The organism is Agrobacterium rubi TR3 = NBRC 13261 (assembly GCF_000739935.1).
Classification (GTDB): domain Bacteria; phylum Pseudomonadota; class Alphaproteobacteria; order Rhizobiales; family Rhizobiaceae; genus Agrobacterium; species Agrobacterium rubi.
Genome location: NZ_BBJU01000014.1, coordinates 163,222 through 179,240, shown reverse-complemented (window position 1 = coordinate 179,240; position 16,019 = coordinate 163,222). Strand labels below are relative to the sequence as shown.

At 56.5% G+C, this 16,019-nt stretch carries 15 protein-coding genes; 9 read left to right on the top strand and 6 right to left on the bottom strand.

Annotated features, from left to right (window positions below):
• The first annotated feature begins 333 nt into the window (after positions 1–333).
• The 3 genes from RRU01S_RS12000 to RRU01S_RS11990 all read left to right on the top strand — a co-directional run bounded on the left by RRU01S_RS12000 (position 334) and on the right by RRU01S_RS11990 (position 4,420).
• On the top strand, positions 334–2,805 hold the full coding sequence (locus RRU01S_RS12000) for a beta-mannosidase (protein WP_045230632.1): 2,472 nt from the start codon (positions 334–336) through the stop codon (positions 2,803–2,805).
• Between the two features lie 85 nt (positions 2,806–2,890).
• Positions 2,891–3,925: an L-glyceraldehyde 3-phosphate reductase gene (gene mgrA, locus RRU01S_RS11995; RefSeq protein WP_045230503.1), complete on the top strand. Its 1,035-nt coding sequence runs from the start codon at positions 2,891–2,893 to the stop codon at positions 3,923–3,925.
• Positions 3,926–4,093: 168 nt separating this feature from the next.
• Positions 4,094–4,420, top strand: a complete 327-nt coding sequence (locus RRU01S_RS11990) for an RcnB family protein (RefSeq protein WP_045230502.1) — start codon at positions 4,094–4,096, stop codon at positions 4,418–4,420.
• Positions 4,421–4,523: 103 nt separating this feature from the next.
• Here the strand turns inward: RRU01S_RS11990 and znuA are convergent, their stop codons facing one another.
• Positions 4,524–5,492, bottom strand: coding sequence for a zinc ABC transporter substrate-binding protein ZnuA (gene znuA / locus RRU01S_RS11985; RefSeq protein WP_045230501.1), 969 nt, complete (start codon positions 5,490–5,492; stop codon positions 4,524–4,526).
• A 103-nt stretch (positions 5,493–5,595) separates the two neighbouring features.
• On the opposite strand from znuA, the gene znuC reads away from it, so the two are divergent.
• Genes znuC through RRU01S_RS11970 form a run of 3 tightly spaced genes read left to right on the top strand, consistent with a single transcriptional unit; the run spans position 5,596 to position 7,722 of the window.
• Positions 5,596–6,510, top strand: a complete 915-nt coding sequence (gene znuC / locus RRU01S_RS11980) for a zinc ABC transporter ATP-binding protein ZnuC (RefSeq protein ID WP_045230500.1) — start codon at positions 5,596–5,598, stop codon at positions 6,508–6,510.
• Positions 6,503–7,321: a zinc ABC transporter permease subunit ZnuB gene (gene znuB / locus RRU01S_RS11975; protein WP_045230499.1), complete on the top strand. Its 819-nt coding sequence runs from the start codon at positions 6,503–6,505 to the stop codon at positions 7,319–7,321. The genes znuC and znuB overlap by 8 nt, the downstream gene beginning before the upstream one ends.
• Positions 7,318–7,722: a Fur family transcriptional regulator gene (locus RRU01S_RS11970; RefSeq protein ID WP_045230498.1), complete on the top strand. Its 405-nt coding sequence runs from the start codon at positions 7,318–7,320 to the stop codon at positions 7,720–7,722. Before znuB ends, RRU01S_RS11970 begins: the two co-directional genes overlap by 4 nt.
• Before the next feature lie 7 nt (positions 7,723–7,729).
• On the opposite strand, the gene RRU01S_RS11965 is transcribed toward RRU01S_RS11970, so the two are convergent.
• Positions 7,730–8,257 (bottom strand): gamma carbonic anhydrase family protein, encoded by a 528-nt coding sequence (locus RRU01S_RS11965; protein ID WP_045230497.1) that lies wholly within the window; start codon positions 8,255–8,257, stop codon positions 7,730–7,732.
• 13 nt (positions 8,258–8,270) lie between these two features.
• On the bottom strand, positions 8,271–8,960 hold the full coding sequence (locus RRU01S_RS11960; protein ID WP_045230496.1) for a fumarylacetoacetate hydrolase family protein: 690 nt from the start codon (positions 8,958–8,960) through the stop codon (positions 8,271–8,273).
• A gap of 138 nt (positions 8,961–9,098) precedes the next feature.
• Here RRU01S_RS11960 and dusA point away from each other — a divergent pair, with 138 nt between their 5' ends.
• Positions 9,099–10,112: a tRNA dihydrouridine(20/20a) synthase DusA gene (gene dusA, locus RRU01S_RS11955; RefSeq protein ID WP_045230495.1), complete on the top strand. Its 1,014-nt coding sequence runs from the start codon at positions 9,099–9,101 to the stop codon at positions 10,110–10,112.
• An 8-nt stretch (positions 10,113–10,120) separates the two neighbouring features.
• Here the strand turns inward: dusA and RRU01S_RS11950 are convergent, their stop codons facing one another.
• Entirely contained in the window at positions 10,121–10,921 is an 801-nt protein-coding gene (locus RRU01S_RS11950) for a DUF72 domain-containing protein (protein WP_045230494.1), read from the bottom strand.
• A 22-nt stretch (positions 10,922–10,943) separates the two neighbouring features.
• The gene (uvrA, locus tag RRU01S_RS11945) at positions 10,944–13,865 is read right to left on the bottom strand and encodes an excinuclease ABC subunit UvrA (RefSeq protein WP_045230493.1); all 2,922 of its coding nucleotides are present in this window, start codon (positions 13,863–13,865) and stop codon (positions 10,944–10,946) included.
• A gap of 293 nt (positions 13,866–14,158) precedes the next feature.
• Between uvrA and RRU01S_RS11940 the strand changes: the two genes are divergently transcribed.
• Entirely contained in the window at positions 14,159–14,680 is a 522-nt protein-coding gene (locus RRU01S_RS11940) for a single-stranded DNA-binding protein (protein ID WP_045230631.1), read from the top strand.
• A gap of 26 nt (positions 14,681–14,706) precedes the next feature.
• Positions 14,707–14,964 (top strand): hypothetical protein, encoded by a 258-nt coding sequence (locus tag RRU01S_RS11935; protein ID WP_045230492.1) that lies wholly within the window; start codon positions 14,707–14,709, stop codon positions 14,962–14,964.
• Between the two features lie 113 nt (positions 14,965–15,077).
• Here RRU01S_RS11935 and RRU01S_RS11930 read toward each other — a convergent pair whose 3' ends face one another.
• Positions 15,078–16,016: a tetratricopeptide repeat protein gene (locus RRU01S_RS11930; RefSeq protein WP_131367790.1), complete on the bottom strand. Its 939-nt coding sequence runs from the start codon at positions 16,014–16,016 to the stop codon at positions 15,078–15,080.
• Between the last annotated feature and the right edge of the window lie 3 nt (positions 16,017–16,019).

Sequence of the window (16,019 nt, the reverse complement as noted above, 5' to 3'; positions counted from 1 at the left end):
CGTTACCGCCGTTGGTAAGAAAAATGACTCGTTATGAAGGCTATAATTGATCCCGTTTTCACATTAAGAAAATTATCTATATACATGATATTATTTATTTTATTTTAGATAAACGATTGCCGGTCGCGATAGGTTCGGTGCGACTTCCCAATGCGTCGTCTATCACTTTCAATACCTTGGTGACCTCTAGAAAATTTTCCGGTAACGTTGCCGCTGGGAGGATGATCTGGTGTTTCGTGGAGATTGATGCGCGTCCATCGCGCGTCGCAGGGGCAATCATACGACGTTGCCGTAGCGCCATGATTCATCCGTCTTCCGATGCGGCATGGCGAAATGACAGGGCAGGACATGACATCATCTTATGCACACGACGTGACGATCGACCTTTCCGGGGAATGGGAACTTTCATGCGCTGAGGGTGAACATCATGCTCGCATCACCATTCCAGGCGATGTGCACACGGCTCTGCGTGAGGCGAAGATCATTCCCGACCCCTATTTCGGGCGAAACGAAAATGACGTGCAGTGGGTAGCTGAGCGGGACTGGATGATCGAACGCCGCTTTCACATCGCTGATGCCGATGCCAGTTGGTATCTGGATGTCGATTATCTCGATACGGTCGCCGTGGTCTTCCTGAATGACGTTCCGGTGCTCTCAGCCGATAATTGCTTTCGCCGTTACAGACCGGATGTCTCCAGCGCTGTGGTGCCGGGCGAAAACACCATCCGCATCCATTTCCATTCCAGCATCAAGGCGGGTGCGGAACGGCAGGCGGCGCAGCCGTTTTATGTGCCCTACCACCCCGGCAACTCACCCATTCCGCACGGCAACATGCTGCGCAAGCCGCAATGCCATTTCGGTTGGGACTGGAATATCGCACTCGCACCGCTCGGCATCTATGGCGACATAGCGTTGCGGCGGCTGGATACGGCGCGGATCGAGAGTGTCAGCACCTTGCAGCACCATGGGAATGACGGTGTAGAATTGCATGTGGAGGTCACGCTTCATGCCGCACAGGCGGCGAGCGTGCCCATTTACCTTATGCTTGGAGATGAAAGGCTGCGTCTGGATTGCGGCGTCAATGCCGGAGACACCGTGCTGCGGCATGTCTTCTTTGTCGAGAAGCCAAAACTCTGGTGGCCAGCAGGCAGCGGCGAGCAGGCGCTCTACACGCTGACAGTGGAACTGCCGGACGAAGTCGTGAAGCGGCAGATCGGTTTTCGCACCATCGAGGTGCTGACGGACAAGGACGAGGCGGGCAGCCGTTTTGCCTTTCGCGTCAACGGCCGGGAGATTTTCTGCCGGGGTGCGAACTGGATTCCGGCCGATGCGCTGCATTCGCTGAGCAGCCGCGAAAAGACCGAGGATCTGCTGTCTTCGGCTGTCGAAGCGAATATGAACATGATCCGCGTCTGGGGCGGTGGCTTTTACGAGCAGGACTGGTTCTACGATCTGTGCGACCAGATGGGGCTGATGGTGTGGCAGGACTTTATGTTCGCCTGTAATCTCTATCCCTGTACCGAAGATTTTCTGGACAACGTCGAGCACGAAGTCACCTATCAGGTGAAGCGCCTGTCCTCGCATCCGTCTATAGCGCTGTGGTGCGGTGATAATGAGCTTGTCGGTGCTCTCACCTGGTTCGATCAATCCCGCGACAATCGCGATCGCTATTTGGTGGCCTATGATCGGCTGAACCGGACGATCGAGAAGGCGTTGAAGAAAGCCGCGCCGTCGGCGCTGTGGTGGCCATCCAGCCCCGCGTCCGGCTACATGGATTATGGCGATGCCTGGCATGCTGATGGCTCGGGCGATATGCACTACTGGTCTGTCTGGCACGAAAACAAATCCTTCGACAATTACCGTGCCGTAAAGCCGCGCTTCTGCTCGGAGTTCGGTTTCCAATCCTACACATCGATGCCGGTTATCCGCACCTATGCAGATGAAAAGGACATGAATATCTCCTCACCGGTGATCGAGCTTCACCAAAAGAATGCCGGTGGCAACGAGCGCATTGCCGGGACCATGTTCCGCTATTTCCGCTTCCCCAAGGACTTCGAGAATTTCGTCTATATTAGCCAGGTGCAGCAGGCACTCGCCATAAAAACGGCGGTGGAATATTGGCGTTCTCTGAAACCCCATTGCATGGGTACGCTGTATTGGCAGCTGAACGACACGTGGCCGGTGGCATCATGGTCGAGCCTCGACTATGGCGGCAGCTGGAAAGCCCTGCATTACGCCGCGCGGCGTTTCTTCCAGCCAGTCACCGTTGCTGCCATTCCATCCGATGACGGCAGCACGGTGCGGTTTTCCACCGTCAACGATACGGCGGATGAAGTGGAGATCGATATGAACATCTTCGCGCTCTCGACCGATGGAACGCGAACGCCGCTAAAATCCGCGAGCGGCACCTGCGGCCCGGATGCAGCCGTGACCATGACGGACATCGACATGCACCAACTTGCCGATGGCGCTTTGCTGTCCTGGAACTTCATCGCTTCCAACGGCATGACCGGCGAGGGGCACCACGTCCCGCAGACCTATAAGGCGCTGGACCTGCAATCCTCCGGCCTGGAGCACAGTGTCAAACCGCTGGATGACGGTCAGTTCGAGGTGGAGGTTACAGCGGCCGGGCTTGCGCTTTTCGTGATGATCGAAGCCGATGTGGCCGGGCGTTATTCCGACAATCTGTTCGATCTGGCAGCAGGCGAGACACGGCGCATCGTATTTTCACCCAAGGACAGGAATGAGATGTCCCGTCCATCCTTCAAGATCTTCGACCTGTATTCGTCGCAATCTCAAGATTGAGGCGAACGCAGTCTCTAGGTTTCACCAACCACATCAAGGCCTGCGCACTCTGCGCAAGGCACCAGCAGTTTAGGGAGGACTATCCATGGCTTGGCAACCGGCTGAAAACCGTTACGCGTCCATGAAATACAATCATTGCGGCACATCCGGCCTAAAACTTCCAGCGATCTCGCTGGGCCTGTGGCACAATTTCGGCAATGATTTTGCGCATAAAACAAAGCAGGATATTTGCCGCAAGGCGTTTGATCTCGGCATCACCCATTTCGATCTTGCCAACAATTACGGCCCACCGCCCGGCAGCGCCGAGACAGCCTTCGGTGAAATCTTGCGGACCGACTTCTCCGGTTATCGCGACGAGTTGGTGATCTCCTCGAAGGCCGGTTACAATATGTGGCCCGGTCCATATGGCGAATGGGGCAGCCGCAAATATCTGATTTCGTCCTGCGACCAGAGCCTGAAGCGTATGGGGCTGGACTATGTGGATATCTTCTATTCGCACCGCTTCGACCCAGATACCCCGCTGGAAGAAACCTGCGGCGCGCTGGATCATATCGTGCGGTCGGGCAGGGCGCTTTATGTCGGCATTTCCTCCTACAACTCGCAGCGCACCCGTGAGGCCGCAGCCATCCTGAAGGATCTCGGAACGCCCTGCATCATCCACCAGCCCAGCTACTCTATGATCAATCGCTGGATCGAAGAGGATGGTCTGGTCGATACGCTGGAGGAACTGGGCATCGGCTCCATCGTCTTCTCACCCTTGGCGCAGGGCATGCTGACCACGAAATATCTCGGCGGCGTGCCGGACACGAGCCGCGCCAGCCAGGGTAAGTCGCTCAACCCCGCTTTCCTCAACGAACGCAACATCGAAAACATTCGCGGTCTCAACGCAATTGCCGAACGCCGTGGACAAACCTTGGCGCAGATGGCCATTGCCTGGGTTCTGCGTGGCGGTCACATCACCACCGCGCTCATCGGCGCCAGCCGTCCCGAGCAGGTAGAGGATTGCGTGAAGGCGCTCGACAAGCCCGATTTTACTGCGGACGAGCTGGCGGAAATCGACCGTTTTGCCAAGGATGCAGATATCAATCTGTGGGCCAAGTCTGCCGAACGGGCGAAATAGAAAAATGAGCCGCCCCTGAACACATCCGGGGGCGGCTTTTTTATTGAGGAACTTTAATTGACGACGCTAAGCATTAACAACCATTACAGAATTGTAATTCCCCGGTTCAGTTTCCGTTCATTGTTGTGACGATATGGTCTGCTCATCACTTTACGAAAGGAAATACCGATGAAAAAGTTTCTATCCATCCTTCTCGCTGCAACGGTTCTTACAGCTCCCTTGGCAGCTCAGGCCCAGAGCCGTCATGATGACCGCCCCGGCCACAGAATGGAACGCTCTGTGACCACCAAGAAGGTGATCATCAAGAAGCACCGTTGGGATCGTGGCCAGCGTCTGTCAGCGGCGGAACGTCGTCATATGGTAGATCGTCGTGACTATCGTCGTCACAATCTGAGAGAGCCAGGTCGTGGTCAGCGCTGGGTGCGCGTCGACAACCAGTATCTTCTGATCAACGCTGTCAACGGCATCATTATCGGCCTTTCCAGCAGCCGTTGATCCATCTCTTCATAACACCTGCTGCCGTGGATCATGTCCACGGCCGCAGTCGTTTCAAGGGCAATATTTTCTGTCACGGCTCCATCGTTCCGTGACTGGATTTTTATGACAGGCAGTCTTTCAGCGAGGTCGCGATACCGCGCATCAGCTTGAAGTAGAGATCAGGGCCAGCCTCGAGCGTTGCCGCTTCAGGATCGAGCGTACCGGACTTTGCCTGGGTACCTTCGATCACGACGTTGACCAGTTTTGGCTCGAACTGCGGTTCGGCAAAGACGCATGTTGCGTTCAGTTCTTTCACCTTCGCATGGATTTGCTTGATGCGCTCGGCGCCGGGAATGCTTTCCGGGCTGACGGTGATCGAGCCTGCGGTCTTCACGCCGTAATGGTGTTCGAAATACTGATAGGCATCGTGGAAGACGACAAAAGGCTTGTCCTTGATCGGCGCCACGGTTTCTGCAATTTCCTTGTCCAGCACGTCGAGATTATCCACCAACGTTTTGGTATTTTCCTGATAGGTCTTCGCATTGGCCGGATCGACCGTCATCAGCGTCTTCTCGATCTCGACAGCCATCGCCTTTGCATTGGCGGGGTCTAGCCAGAGGTGCATGTCGTATTCGCCCTCTTCATGATCATGCCCGTCCTCATGACTGTGAGCGTCGCCAGCTTCTGCTGAATGGTCGTGGCCTTCGTGTTCGCCGTGGTCATGACCTTCGAACGGGCCGCCTTCGCGGAAGCGCAGTTTTTCAAGGCCTTTCGCATCGTCCAGTTCGACAACCGTCGCCTTGCCTGCCAGCGAGTGAAGAGGCTTTTCCAGGAACTTTTCCAGCCCATCACCAACCCAGAACACCACATCCGCACCCTCGATGGCGCGAGCATTAGAAGGCTTAAGCGCGTAGGTGTGCGGAGACGCACCGCCATCGACAATCAACTCCGGCTCTGCCACGCCCTGCATGATGGCAGCAACCAGCGAATGGATCGGCTTGATCGACACCACCACATTGGGCGCTGCCATGGCGTTCGAAGACGCAATCATGGCTGCGGAGGCGAGAAGAAGCGTGACGATTGTTTTCATGTGGTATGCTCCACTTGTATGGATTTGTTATGTTATTACATATGTTGCGTAACGCTATAACGTATGCGATAGCCCTAGGCAACACCGACAATCGGAAAAACACATGCTTCATTCGCCAGTCAAAAGTGACGGACATCTCGTCTCCCTTTCCAATGCGGGCGTGAAGCGCAGCGGGCGTTGGCTGGTGCGTGGCGTGGAGTTTTCCGTCAGCCGCGGCGAGATCGTGACGCTCATCGGCCCGAACGGTTCCGGAAAATCCACCAGCGCCAAAATGGCGACGGGCGTGCTGAGACCGGACGAGGGCAACGTGTCGCGCGTTACCGGGCTGAAGGTCGGTTATGTGCCGCAAAAACTGTCCGTCGATTGGACCATGCCACTGACGGTGCGCAGGCTGATGACGCTGACCGGACAGCTTCCCGCACGCGAAATCGATGCGGCTCTCAACGCCACCGGCATCGCGCATCTGGCCAAGGCCGAAGTGCAGCATCTGTCCGGCGGCGAGTTTCAGCGTGCGCTGCTGGCCCGCGCCATTGCCCGCGAACCGGATTTGCTGGTTCTGGACGAGCCGGTGCAGGGCGTGGATTTTTCCGGCGAGATCGCGCTTTACGATCTCATCAAGAATATCCGCAACTCCACCGGCTGCGGCATTCTGCTGATTTCGCATGACCTGCATGTGGTGATGGCCGAGACCGATACGGTGATCTGCCTCAACGGCCATGTCTGCTGCCGCGGCACCCCACAGGTCGTCAGCCAGAGCCCAGAATATATGCGGCTGTTCGGCGGGGCTGCGGGGCGTGGGCTTGCGGTGTATAGCCATGACCACGATCACACGCATCTGCCGGATGGTCGCGTGCAACATGCCGATGGTTCGGTGACAGACCATTGCCACCCCGATGACGGTCATCATCATGATGTGCATGAGCACGGGAGCGAGGAGGATGCATGCGGTTGCGGGCATGATCACAGTCACGATCACGCTCGCCACGACCATCACGCCAAGGGAGCCAAGCATGTTTGACGATTTCTTCGTGCGAGCCATGGTTGCCGGTGTTGGCGTCGCCCTGATGGCGGGTCCGTTGGGCTGTTTCGTCGTCTGGCGGCGCATGGCCTATTTTGGGGATACCATGGCACACTCGGCGCTTCTCGGCGTCGCGCTGTCTTTGCTGTTACAGCTGAACCTGATCGTCAGCGTCTTCATCGTCGCGTCTGTCGTGTCGCTCATTCTGCTGTTCCTGCAACGCCGTCAGGCTTTATCGTCAGATGCGCTGCTCGGCATTCTCTCGCATTCGGCGCTTGCCTTCGGTCTCGTCATCGTTGCCTTCATGACATGGGTCCGCATCGATCTCGTCGCCTTCCTGTTTGGTGATATTCTCGCTGTCTCCGTGTCGGATATCTATCTCATCTGGGGTGGCGGAGTAGTGGTGCTGTTCGCCATTGCCTATCTGTGGAAGCCGCTGCTGGCCTCGACCGTGAACGCAGAGCTGGCGGAAGCCGAAGGCATGCGGCCGGAGCGATCCAAGCTGTTGTTCATGTTGCTGATGGCGCTTGTCATTGCCATTGCCATGAAAATCGTCGGCATCATGCTGATCACCTCTCTGCTCATCATACCGGCAGCCACCGCACGTCGTTTTTCATCCACGCCTGAAATCATGGCCGTTCTGGCTTCTCTGATCGGCGCGGTAGCGGTGGTGGGCGGCCTCTTCGGCTCGCTGAATTATGACACCCCATCCGGCCCATCCATCGTCGTTGCCGCCGTTATGCTTTTCATCTTGAGTCTTCTGCCCACGCCAAAACTGGCGCGCAAGGCAGAGCAAGGAGGCCGTTCATGACCACACAGAACCTCACCCGCAACCAGTCTCTGGTGTACGATGCGCTGACCCGTTCGCAAGCGCCGCTCAGCGCTTATGTCATTCTCGACAAACTACGCGATGCAGGCTTTCGCGCCCCTCTTCAGGTCTATCGCGCGCTGGAAAAGCTGATTGAATTTGGCTTGGTGCATCGGCTGGAAAGCCTCAATGCTTTCGTGGCCTGTTCGCACACCAAGTCGGATTGCTGCACGCATCACCATGGCACCGTGGCCTTCGCCATCTGCAATGCCTGTGGCCAGGTGACGGAGTTTCATGACCACGACGTGGATCACCGTTTGGGCGAGTGGGCGAAGAAGCGTCACTTCAAGGCGGAAAAGACCACAATTGAAATTCGCGGCCTGTGCGAAGCCTGCGCCGCCTGAGCGCGGGTCAGAGCGGCTGTAAATCCTCGGCGAAACGCTGCCAGTTGCGAACATAATTTTCCGCCGACATCCGCAATGCTTCGACCGCCGCGTCATCCAATGTGCGAATTGCGCGTGCAGGCGAGCCGACGATCAGCGAGTTGTCGGAAAATTCCTTGCCTTCCGTAATCAAGGCATTGGCTCCAACAAGGCAGTTCTTGCCGATCTTTGCGCCGTTCAGCACGGTCGCGCCCATGCCGACCAGCGAGTTGTCGCCAATCGTGCAGCCGTGGATGATGGCATGGTGGCCGATGGTGCAACCTTCACCAATCGTTGCCGGAAAACCGGGATCGGCGTGCACCATCACCCCTTCCTGAATATTGCTGCCGCGCCCAATCGTGATGGGCTCATTATCGCCGCGCAGCGTTGCGCCGAACCAGATGCCAACGTCCTCACCAAGAATGACGGACCCGATGACATTGGCATCGGGCGCCACCCAGTAGCTTTCACGGGCAGGGGTTTGCGGTACGCGTTCTCCGAGCCTGTAAAGCGGCATGTCTTCTCCTCGCTTAAGCGACCTTCACGGACAGCGTTCCAACGCTATCCACGCCGCAATCGATACGATCACCCACGACGATCGGCCCGACACCCGCCGGTGTGCCGGTCATGATGACATCGCCAGCTGCCAGCGTGAACAGCTTGGGAAGCTCGGCAATGATTTCCGCCGTCTTCCAGATCATCTGATCGAGATCGCCGGTCTGCTTGCGCTCGCCGTTTACTTCAAGCCAGACGGCACCTTTTGCCGGGTGGCCGATTTTGGAGGCTGGCACGAGCGGCGATACGGGTGCGGAAAATTCGAATGCCTTGGCGCTTTCCCAGGAGCGGCCCATTTTCTTCAGCGCATCCTGCAGGTCGCGGCGCGTCATATCGATCCCGACGCCATAACCCCAGACATGCTCCAGCGCGTCATCCACCGAAATATCCGAGCCGCCGCTTTTCAGAGCGACCACGCACTCCACCTCGTAATGCACATTCGAAGACAGTGCAGGGTAGGGGAAAACCTTGCCCGCTGGCAGCAGATTGTCCGGGTTCTTCTGAAAGAAGAAGGGCGGCTCGCGAGACGGATCATGCCCCATCTCAATCGCGTGGTCGGCATAATTGCGGCCGACGCAATAGACCCGGCGCACCGGAAATGTCTCATCCGTGCCCTCCACGGGCAACAGAGTGGTTGGTGGGACGGGAATGACGGTCGCGGACATGGGTCTGGCTCCTGATTTCAGATGACGTTTGTCCCGCGATTCTGCCGGGATTTCCAGTTTAAAATCGGGCTTGGCAGAAAACTGGCTTTCCTGAGCACATTGCGGTAGAAGCCCCCGCAGAAAAAGGTTTCGTTACTCATGTACAAACAAGCGCTCGTAACCGGCGGCAAGATTTTCGCCGTAGCACCGATGATCGACTGGACGGATACCAGGTGTCGTTTCCTCCACCGGCAGCTCTCCAGCCATGCGCTGCTCTATACTGAAATGATCGTGGCCGATGCGATTATTCATGGGCAGCGCGACAAGCTTCTTGGCTACCACCTCCAGGAACATCCGGTGGCGCTTCAACTCGGTGGCTCTGACCCGGCAAAGCTGTCTAAAGCGGTGAAGATCGCCAGCGATTATGGCTATGACGAAATCAACCTCAATGTCGGCTGCCCCTCAGACCGGGTCCAGTCCGGCACATTCGGTGCCTGCCTGATGCGAGAGCCGGAAACGGTCGCCCGCTGCGTAGCGGCCATAAAGGCGGTTGCAACGGTGCCTGTCACCGTCAAATGCAGAATCGGGGTGGACGATCAGGAACCCGAAACGGTGCTTCCGGACTTTATTGCGCGCGTTGTCGCGGCAGGGGCAGATGCGGTGTGGATCCATGCCCGCAAGGCCTGGCTGCAAGGCCTGTCGCCGAAGGAAAACCGCGATGTGCCGCCGCTGGATTACGCACTCGTTTATAATATGAAACAGGAGAACCCCGGCGTTTTCATCGGCATAAACGGCGGCATTACCGATCTTGAACAAGCCGAAGAGCATCTGAAGCATATGGATGGCGTCATGCTGGGCCGGACGGCCTATCACAACACCTCCATTCTCGCCGAAGTCGATCACCGCATCTACGGCGAGGCACAGACTACGCCGGATTGGTCGAATCTGCGCGACAGGATGATGGCGTATGCCAGCGACTACATCGCCAAGGGAGGTCGGCTGAACCATGTTACTCGCCACATGGTTGGTCTTTTTCAGGGGCTACCGGGTGCACGCCGCTTTCGCCAGATCCTCTCTAGCGATGCCACAAAACCAGGTGCAGGCCCCGAGGTTATTGCGGCCGCTTTTGCGGCCATCAATTTCGATGCTGCTCCCGACAGAATCGCCGTGTAAAGGCGGCTCTAAACGAGCGTCTGCAACAGCTGCGCACCGTTGGGCGCATTGACCTTGCCGCCGGTGATGAAGAAAGCAAACACGTCGCGCGCCTTCTTGTCCGCCTTGCGATCCGGCGCGATCAGCCGCAGATCATCTGGCGCACCACCCTCCGCGTAGGTTTCGAGACGTTTACCCCAGGCCTTCATGTCCTTTTCCGGATAGCAGGTCTCGATATCATCCTCACCCTTTTGCAGGCGGCAATAGACGAAATCAGCCGTCACATCCGGCAACATCGGATATTCGTGGTGGTCGGCGCAGACCACGGCAACCTTGTGCTTAGCAAGCAAGTCGATGAACTCTGGCACCTGAAAGCTCGGATTGCGGACTTCGACGACGTGCTGAAGCGTCAGGCCATCCTGTTTTTCCGGCAACAGCTCCAAAAAGGCTGCGAAATCATCCGGATCGAACGTTTTGGTCGGCGCGAATTGCCAGAGTATGGGCCCAAGATGGTCGCCAAGCTCCGTCAAGCCTTGTGTCAGAAACTTCGTCATCGAGTCACCGGCTTCGGCGAGTACCTTTCGATTGGTCACATAACGGCTCGCTTTCAGCGAAAAGATGAAACCATCCGGTACCTCGGATGCCCATTTGGCAAAGGTCTCCGGTTTCTGGCTGCCGTAATACGTGCCATTGACTTCGATGGCGGTCAGCTGACGGCTGGCATGTTCCAACTGGCGTCTTTTCACCAGCTTGTCGGGATAAAACGTACCTTCCCATGGCTCGAAGGTCCAGCCGCCAATGCCGGTGCGGATCGTGCCTTTTTTGCTCATCGTTCTATCCCTCCCTACGTGCTTATTCGGCCGCTTGTATTTTCTTCTCGGGGCGGCGCTCCAGTAGTTCCTTCAGGAAGTGGCCGGTGTAAGAGCGCTTTTCCTTGACGATCTGCTCCGGCGTGCCGGTCGCGACGATTTCGCCGCCGCCCGTGCCGCCTTCGGGACCGATATCGATCACCCAGTCTGCCGTCTTGATGACCTCGAGATTGTGCTCGATCACGACGACGGAATTGCCCTGATTGACCAGCTCATGCAGCATTTCCAGCAACTTGTTGACGTCGTGGAAGTGCAGGCCGGTCGTCGGTTCGTCGAGAATATAGAGCGTGCGACCTGTCGAGCGTTTTGACAGCTCCTTAGCAAGCTTTACGCGCTGCGCTTCACCACCGGAAAGGGTGTTCGCCTGCTGACCCACCTTGATGTAGCCGAGGCCGACATCGAATAGGGACTGCAGCTTGTCCCGCACAGCCGGAACTGCCGAGAAGAACTCAACCCCTTCTTCGACAGTCATATCCAGCACATCGGCAATCGACTTGCTCTTGAAGGTCACATCCAGTGTTTCGCGATTGTAGCGTTTGCCGTGGCAGACATCGCAGGTGACGTAGACGTCCGGCAGGAAGTGCATCTCGATCTTGATGACGCCATCGCCCTGGCAGGCTTCGCAGCGACCACCCTTGACGTTGAAGGAAAAGCGACCGGGCGCATATCCACGCGCCTTGGCTTCTGGCAGGCCGGAGAACCAGTCACGGATCGGCGTGAACGCACCGGTATAGGTGGCTGGGTTGGACCGTGGGGTGCGGCCAATCGGCGACTGGTCGATATCGATGACCTTGTCGATGAATTCGAAGCCATCAATGCGATCATGATCCGCCGGGATTTCACGCGCGCCCATGACGCGGCGCGCCGCAGACTTGTACAGCGTTTCGATGAGGAAGGTGGACTTGCCACCGCCGGAAACGCCTGTGACTGCGGTGAAAACGCCGAGCGGAACCGATGCGGTGACGTTTTTGAGATTGTTGCCGCGCGCGCCGATGACCTTGATCTCTTTGCCTTTTTTCGGCTTGCGGCGTTCTGCCGGAACGGCCACACCCAATTCGCCGGACAGGTATTTACCCGTCAGCGACTTCGGGTTTGCCATGACCTCCTGCGGTGTGCCCTCTGCAATCACTTCACCGCCGTGAATACCGGCGGCAGGGCCAATATCGACAACATAATCGGCAGTCATGATGGCATCTTCATCATGTTCAACCACGATCACGGTATTGCCGATATCGCGCAGATGCTTCAGCGTGTCCAGAAGACGGGCATTGTCGCGCTGGTGCAAGCCGATGGAGGGTTCGTCCAGAACATAGAGAACGCCGGTCAAGCCTGAACCGATCTGCGATGCCAGGCGAATACGCTGGCTCTCGCCACCCGACAAGGTACCGGAATTGCGCGACAGGCTTAGATAATCCAGCCCGACATCGTTCAAAAACCGAAGGCGCTCGCGGATTTCCTTGAGAATACGAACGGCAATTTCGTTCTGCTTGGCGTTGAGCGATTCAGGCAGCACTTCGAACCAGTCGCGCGCGACCTTGATCGACATCTCCGTCACTTGACCGATGTGCTTCTTGTTGATCTTGACCGCCAGCGCTTCCGGCTTCAGGCGATATCCGGCGCAGGCCGGGCAGGGCGCTGCCGACATATAGCGTTCGATTTCCTCACGCGCCCAGGCACTGTCGGTTTCTTTCCAGCGGCGCTCAAGATTGGGGACGATACCTTCGAAATTTTTGACCGTCTTGTAGGAACGCGCGCCATCCTGATACTGGAATTCGATCTTATCGTCGGTGCCTTGCAGAATGGCTTTCTTCGCAGCGTCTGACAGCTCGTTCCAGCGGCTGGACAGCTTGAAGCCGAACGCTTTGCCGAGCGCTTCCAGCGTCTGGTTATAGTATGGCGATGACGACTTGGCCCATGGCGCCACGGCGCCGTCCTTCAGCGTGCGGGCAGGCTCCGGCACGATGAGCGCGATATCAACCTTCTGCTGCGAGCCGAGGCCATCGCAGGTGGGGCAGGCACCGAAGGGATTGTTGAAGGAAAACAAGCGCGGTTCGATCTCGGAGATCGTGAAGCCCGATACGGGGCAGGCAAACTTTTCCGAGAAAAGTACCCGTTCATGGGTCTCGTTGAGTGACTTGTTCGCTGAACCACCCGCCGACGTTTCTTCCGGCGGCAGAGGCTTGTCAGCAAATTCGGCAACAGCCAGGCCGTCCGCAAGTTTCAAACAGGTCTCGAGACTGTCTGCCAGACGCGCCGCCATATCAGGCCGAACCACGGCGCGGTCCACGACGACATCGATATCGTGCTTGTACTTCTTGTCGAGCGCAGGAACATCGGCAATTTCGTAGAACTGGCCGTCCACCTTCACGCGCTGGAAGCCCTTCTTCATCAGCTCGGCCAGCTCTTTTTTATATTCGCCCTTACGACCTCTGATCATCGGCGCGAGAATATAGAGACGCGTTCCTTCCTCGAAGGCGAGGATGCGGTCCACCATCTGGCTGATCGTCTGGCTTTCGATCGGTAGGCCGGTCGCTGGCGAGTAGGGAACGCCGACGCGCGCAAACAGCAGGCGCATATAGTCATAGATTTCGGTGACAGTTCCGACCGTCGAGCGCGGGTTGCGCGACGTCGTCTTTTGCTCGATGGAAATCGCAGGCGACAGGCCTTCGATCTGATCCACATCCGGCTTCTGCATCATTTCCAAGAACTGGCGCGCATAGGCCGAGAGGCTCTCGACGTAACGCCGCTGTCCTTCCGCATAGATCGTATCGAAAGCGAGCGAGGATTTGCCGGAGCCCGACAGCCCGGTCATGACGATCAGCTTGTTGCGTGGCAAATCCAGATCGATGCCCTTGAGATTATGCTCGCGGGCACCACGGATCGAAATCGTCTTTAATTCACTCATGAGAAGGCTCGGGATTACTCGTTGGGAGGCGTCGGTACTTATGTAATGACGGGAAACGGCGTGTCGAGGTATATTAAACTTTTCATATACGCTTTTCGGTCCACTTGACTCAGTTGAGCCGCCTTAATAGAACAAAATAAGAACGCTTGGCAAGCGTGTGGCAGGCGAGATAACATTCCTTGTGGATTGTCGTTCCATCCGGTGCCCATGGTGCCAAACGATGGTCTATGGTGCGTCTGAGATTTTGAACAGGATAGATGCTGGCCATGACGGTTGGCAGACAGGATGAAAAGATGGCTGGCAGCGTAAACAAGGTAATTTTGCTCGGAAACGTCGGCGCTGATCCGGAAATTCGCCGCACGCAGGACGGTCGCCCCATTGCAAATCTTCGCATCGCGACATCCGAGAGCTGGCGTGACCGCACCTCTGGTGAGAGAAAAGAAAAGACCGAATGGCACTCTGTGGTGGTCTTCAACGAAGGTCTTTGCAAGGTCATCGAGCAGTACGTGAAAAAGGGTGCCAAGCTCTATATCGAAGGCGCGCTTCAGACCCGCAAGTGGCAGGACCAGACCGGCAACGACCGTTATTCTACGGAAATCGTGCTGCAAGGCTTCAACTCGACGCTGACCATGTTGGACGGCCGTGGTGAAGGCGGCGGCGGTGGAAGCCGTGGCGGAGACGATTTCGGTGGCGGCGGTGGAAACTACGGCGGCGGCAACGACCAGCCATCGTCCTCGTCTCGCGGTGGCGCATCCCGCGGCGGCCAGCCAGCTGGCAACTTCAACAACGATATGGATGACGACATTCCGTTCTGATTTTTAAAGGATCATTTGGAGGTATCATGAGTGAGACGACGACACCGACGAGCCAGCCATCGACCTGGCGCATCGTTCTTGCAGCCGTACTGGATTTTTTCACAGCTTTCTGGGTTTTCGGATATCTCATAGCACTTGTGTCAGGTGGTCGAACTGAAGGCGGATTTAACCTACAGGGCATGCCAGCACTTGTCCTTTTCGCCCTGATCGTCGCTTACTTTTTAGTATTTAACCGCTACTTGGGCGGAACGATCTGGAAGCGGATTTTGAAGGCGAAACGATAAACTTCGATATGTCTAGGAGTGCTTACCGTATGGCAGATGGGTTCCGATATTGCGCTTATCCTCTCTAGAAAAGAGCGTACTATCGTACCATAAACACACATGAGATTCGGTGATCACAGCAGAAATCGGGGTCCATCCGGCAATTTCCAGCTAAGTTCTCTTTGTACGGCTCGATGTTTTGCGAAGTCGTAGTTCTGTCGCTCCTGAAATGATTGGGTTTCGCTGTTCATGAAGTCGGAATACGTCTGCATCAACGTGAGCGCACGAACGATATCACCTCGTTTTTCGTAAGTATCAATCGCTTCGCGCAGTACCGCATATGCCGGGCTGTCTTTCGTGCCACCAGTTGGAATGGACGCAAGGTGGGCGCGGCCTTTCCAGATCGGGTCATTGGTCAGGTCCTGAGGGCAGGTGTCCAGGCGCGAAAACCATCTCGCAATATTGGTGACAGTTCCACTATAACCGAAGCTTGGCGGCGAGATAATCATCTGAACTGCGACGCGGCAAGCATCCTCGTTACGTCCTAACCTTTGATACTGTCCGGCCAGTGTGGCCAACGCATATGTGTATTCCGGCAGTGTGCGTACAGCTTTTTCGAGTTGTTCGAGCGCATGATCAAAGGCCTTTTGCCCAATCGATTCCCGCGCTTTAAGAAAACAATTTAGAGGTGAATCCGGATCATCCTCGAATGTCGGCTGCTCTATCCATTCTTCGCGGTCAATTCCGTCGGTTTTGCGTAAAAACGAGGTCAAGTTGCTGAAGCGTGGCTCGATCAGTCCATCGTCATGGCTGGTTTCGGCAATGAGAGGATCGCAGTTTTCACGGCCGACCGGCCAGTAAAATCCGAAATAATCGCCATTGCCCAGTTGGTGTGCTGCGAACGGCACAAAGCCCAAGGGTATATAACCGGTTAACCTGTCGTCGCTATCAATCCTCAACTGGTCAGTACCAGCAGGGAGGTGAAGACCCCCAGCTTGCTTCGCAAGTGAAGCGTCAGCTTTTGTCTTGGATGAGAGGAGGCTTTTTAGACGGGCAAGTAATCTATGTCTCATCGT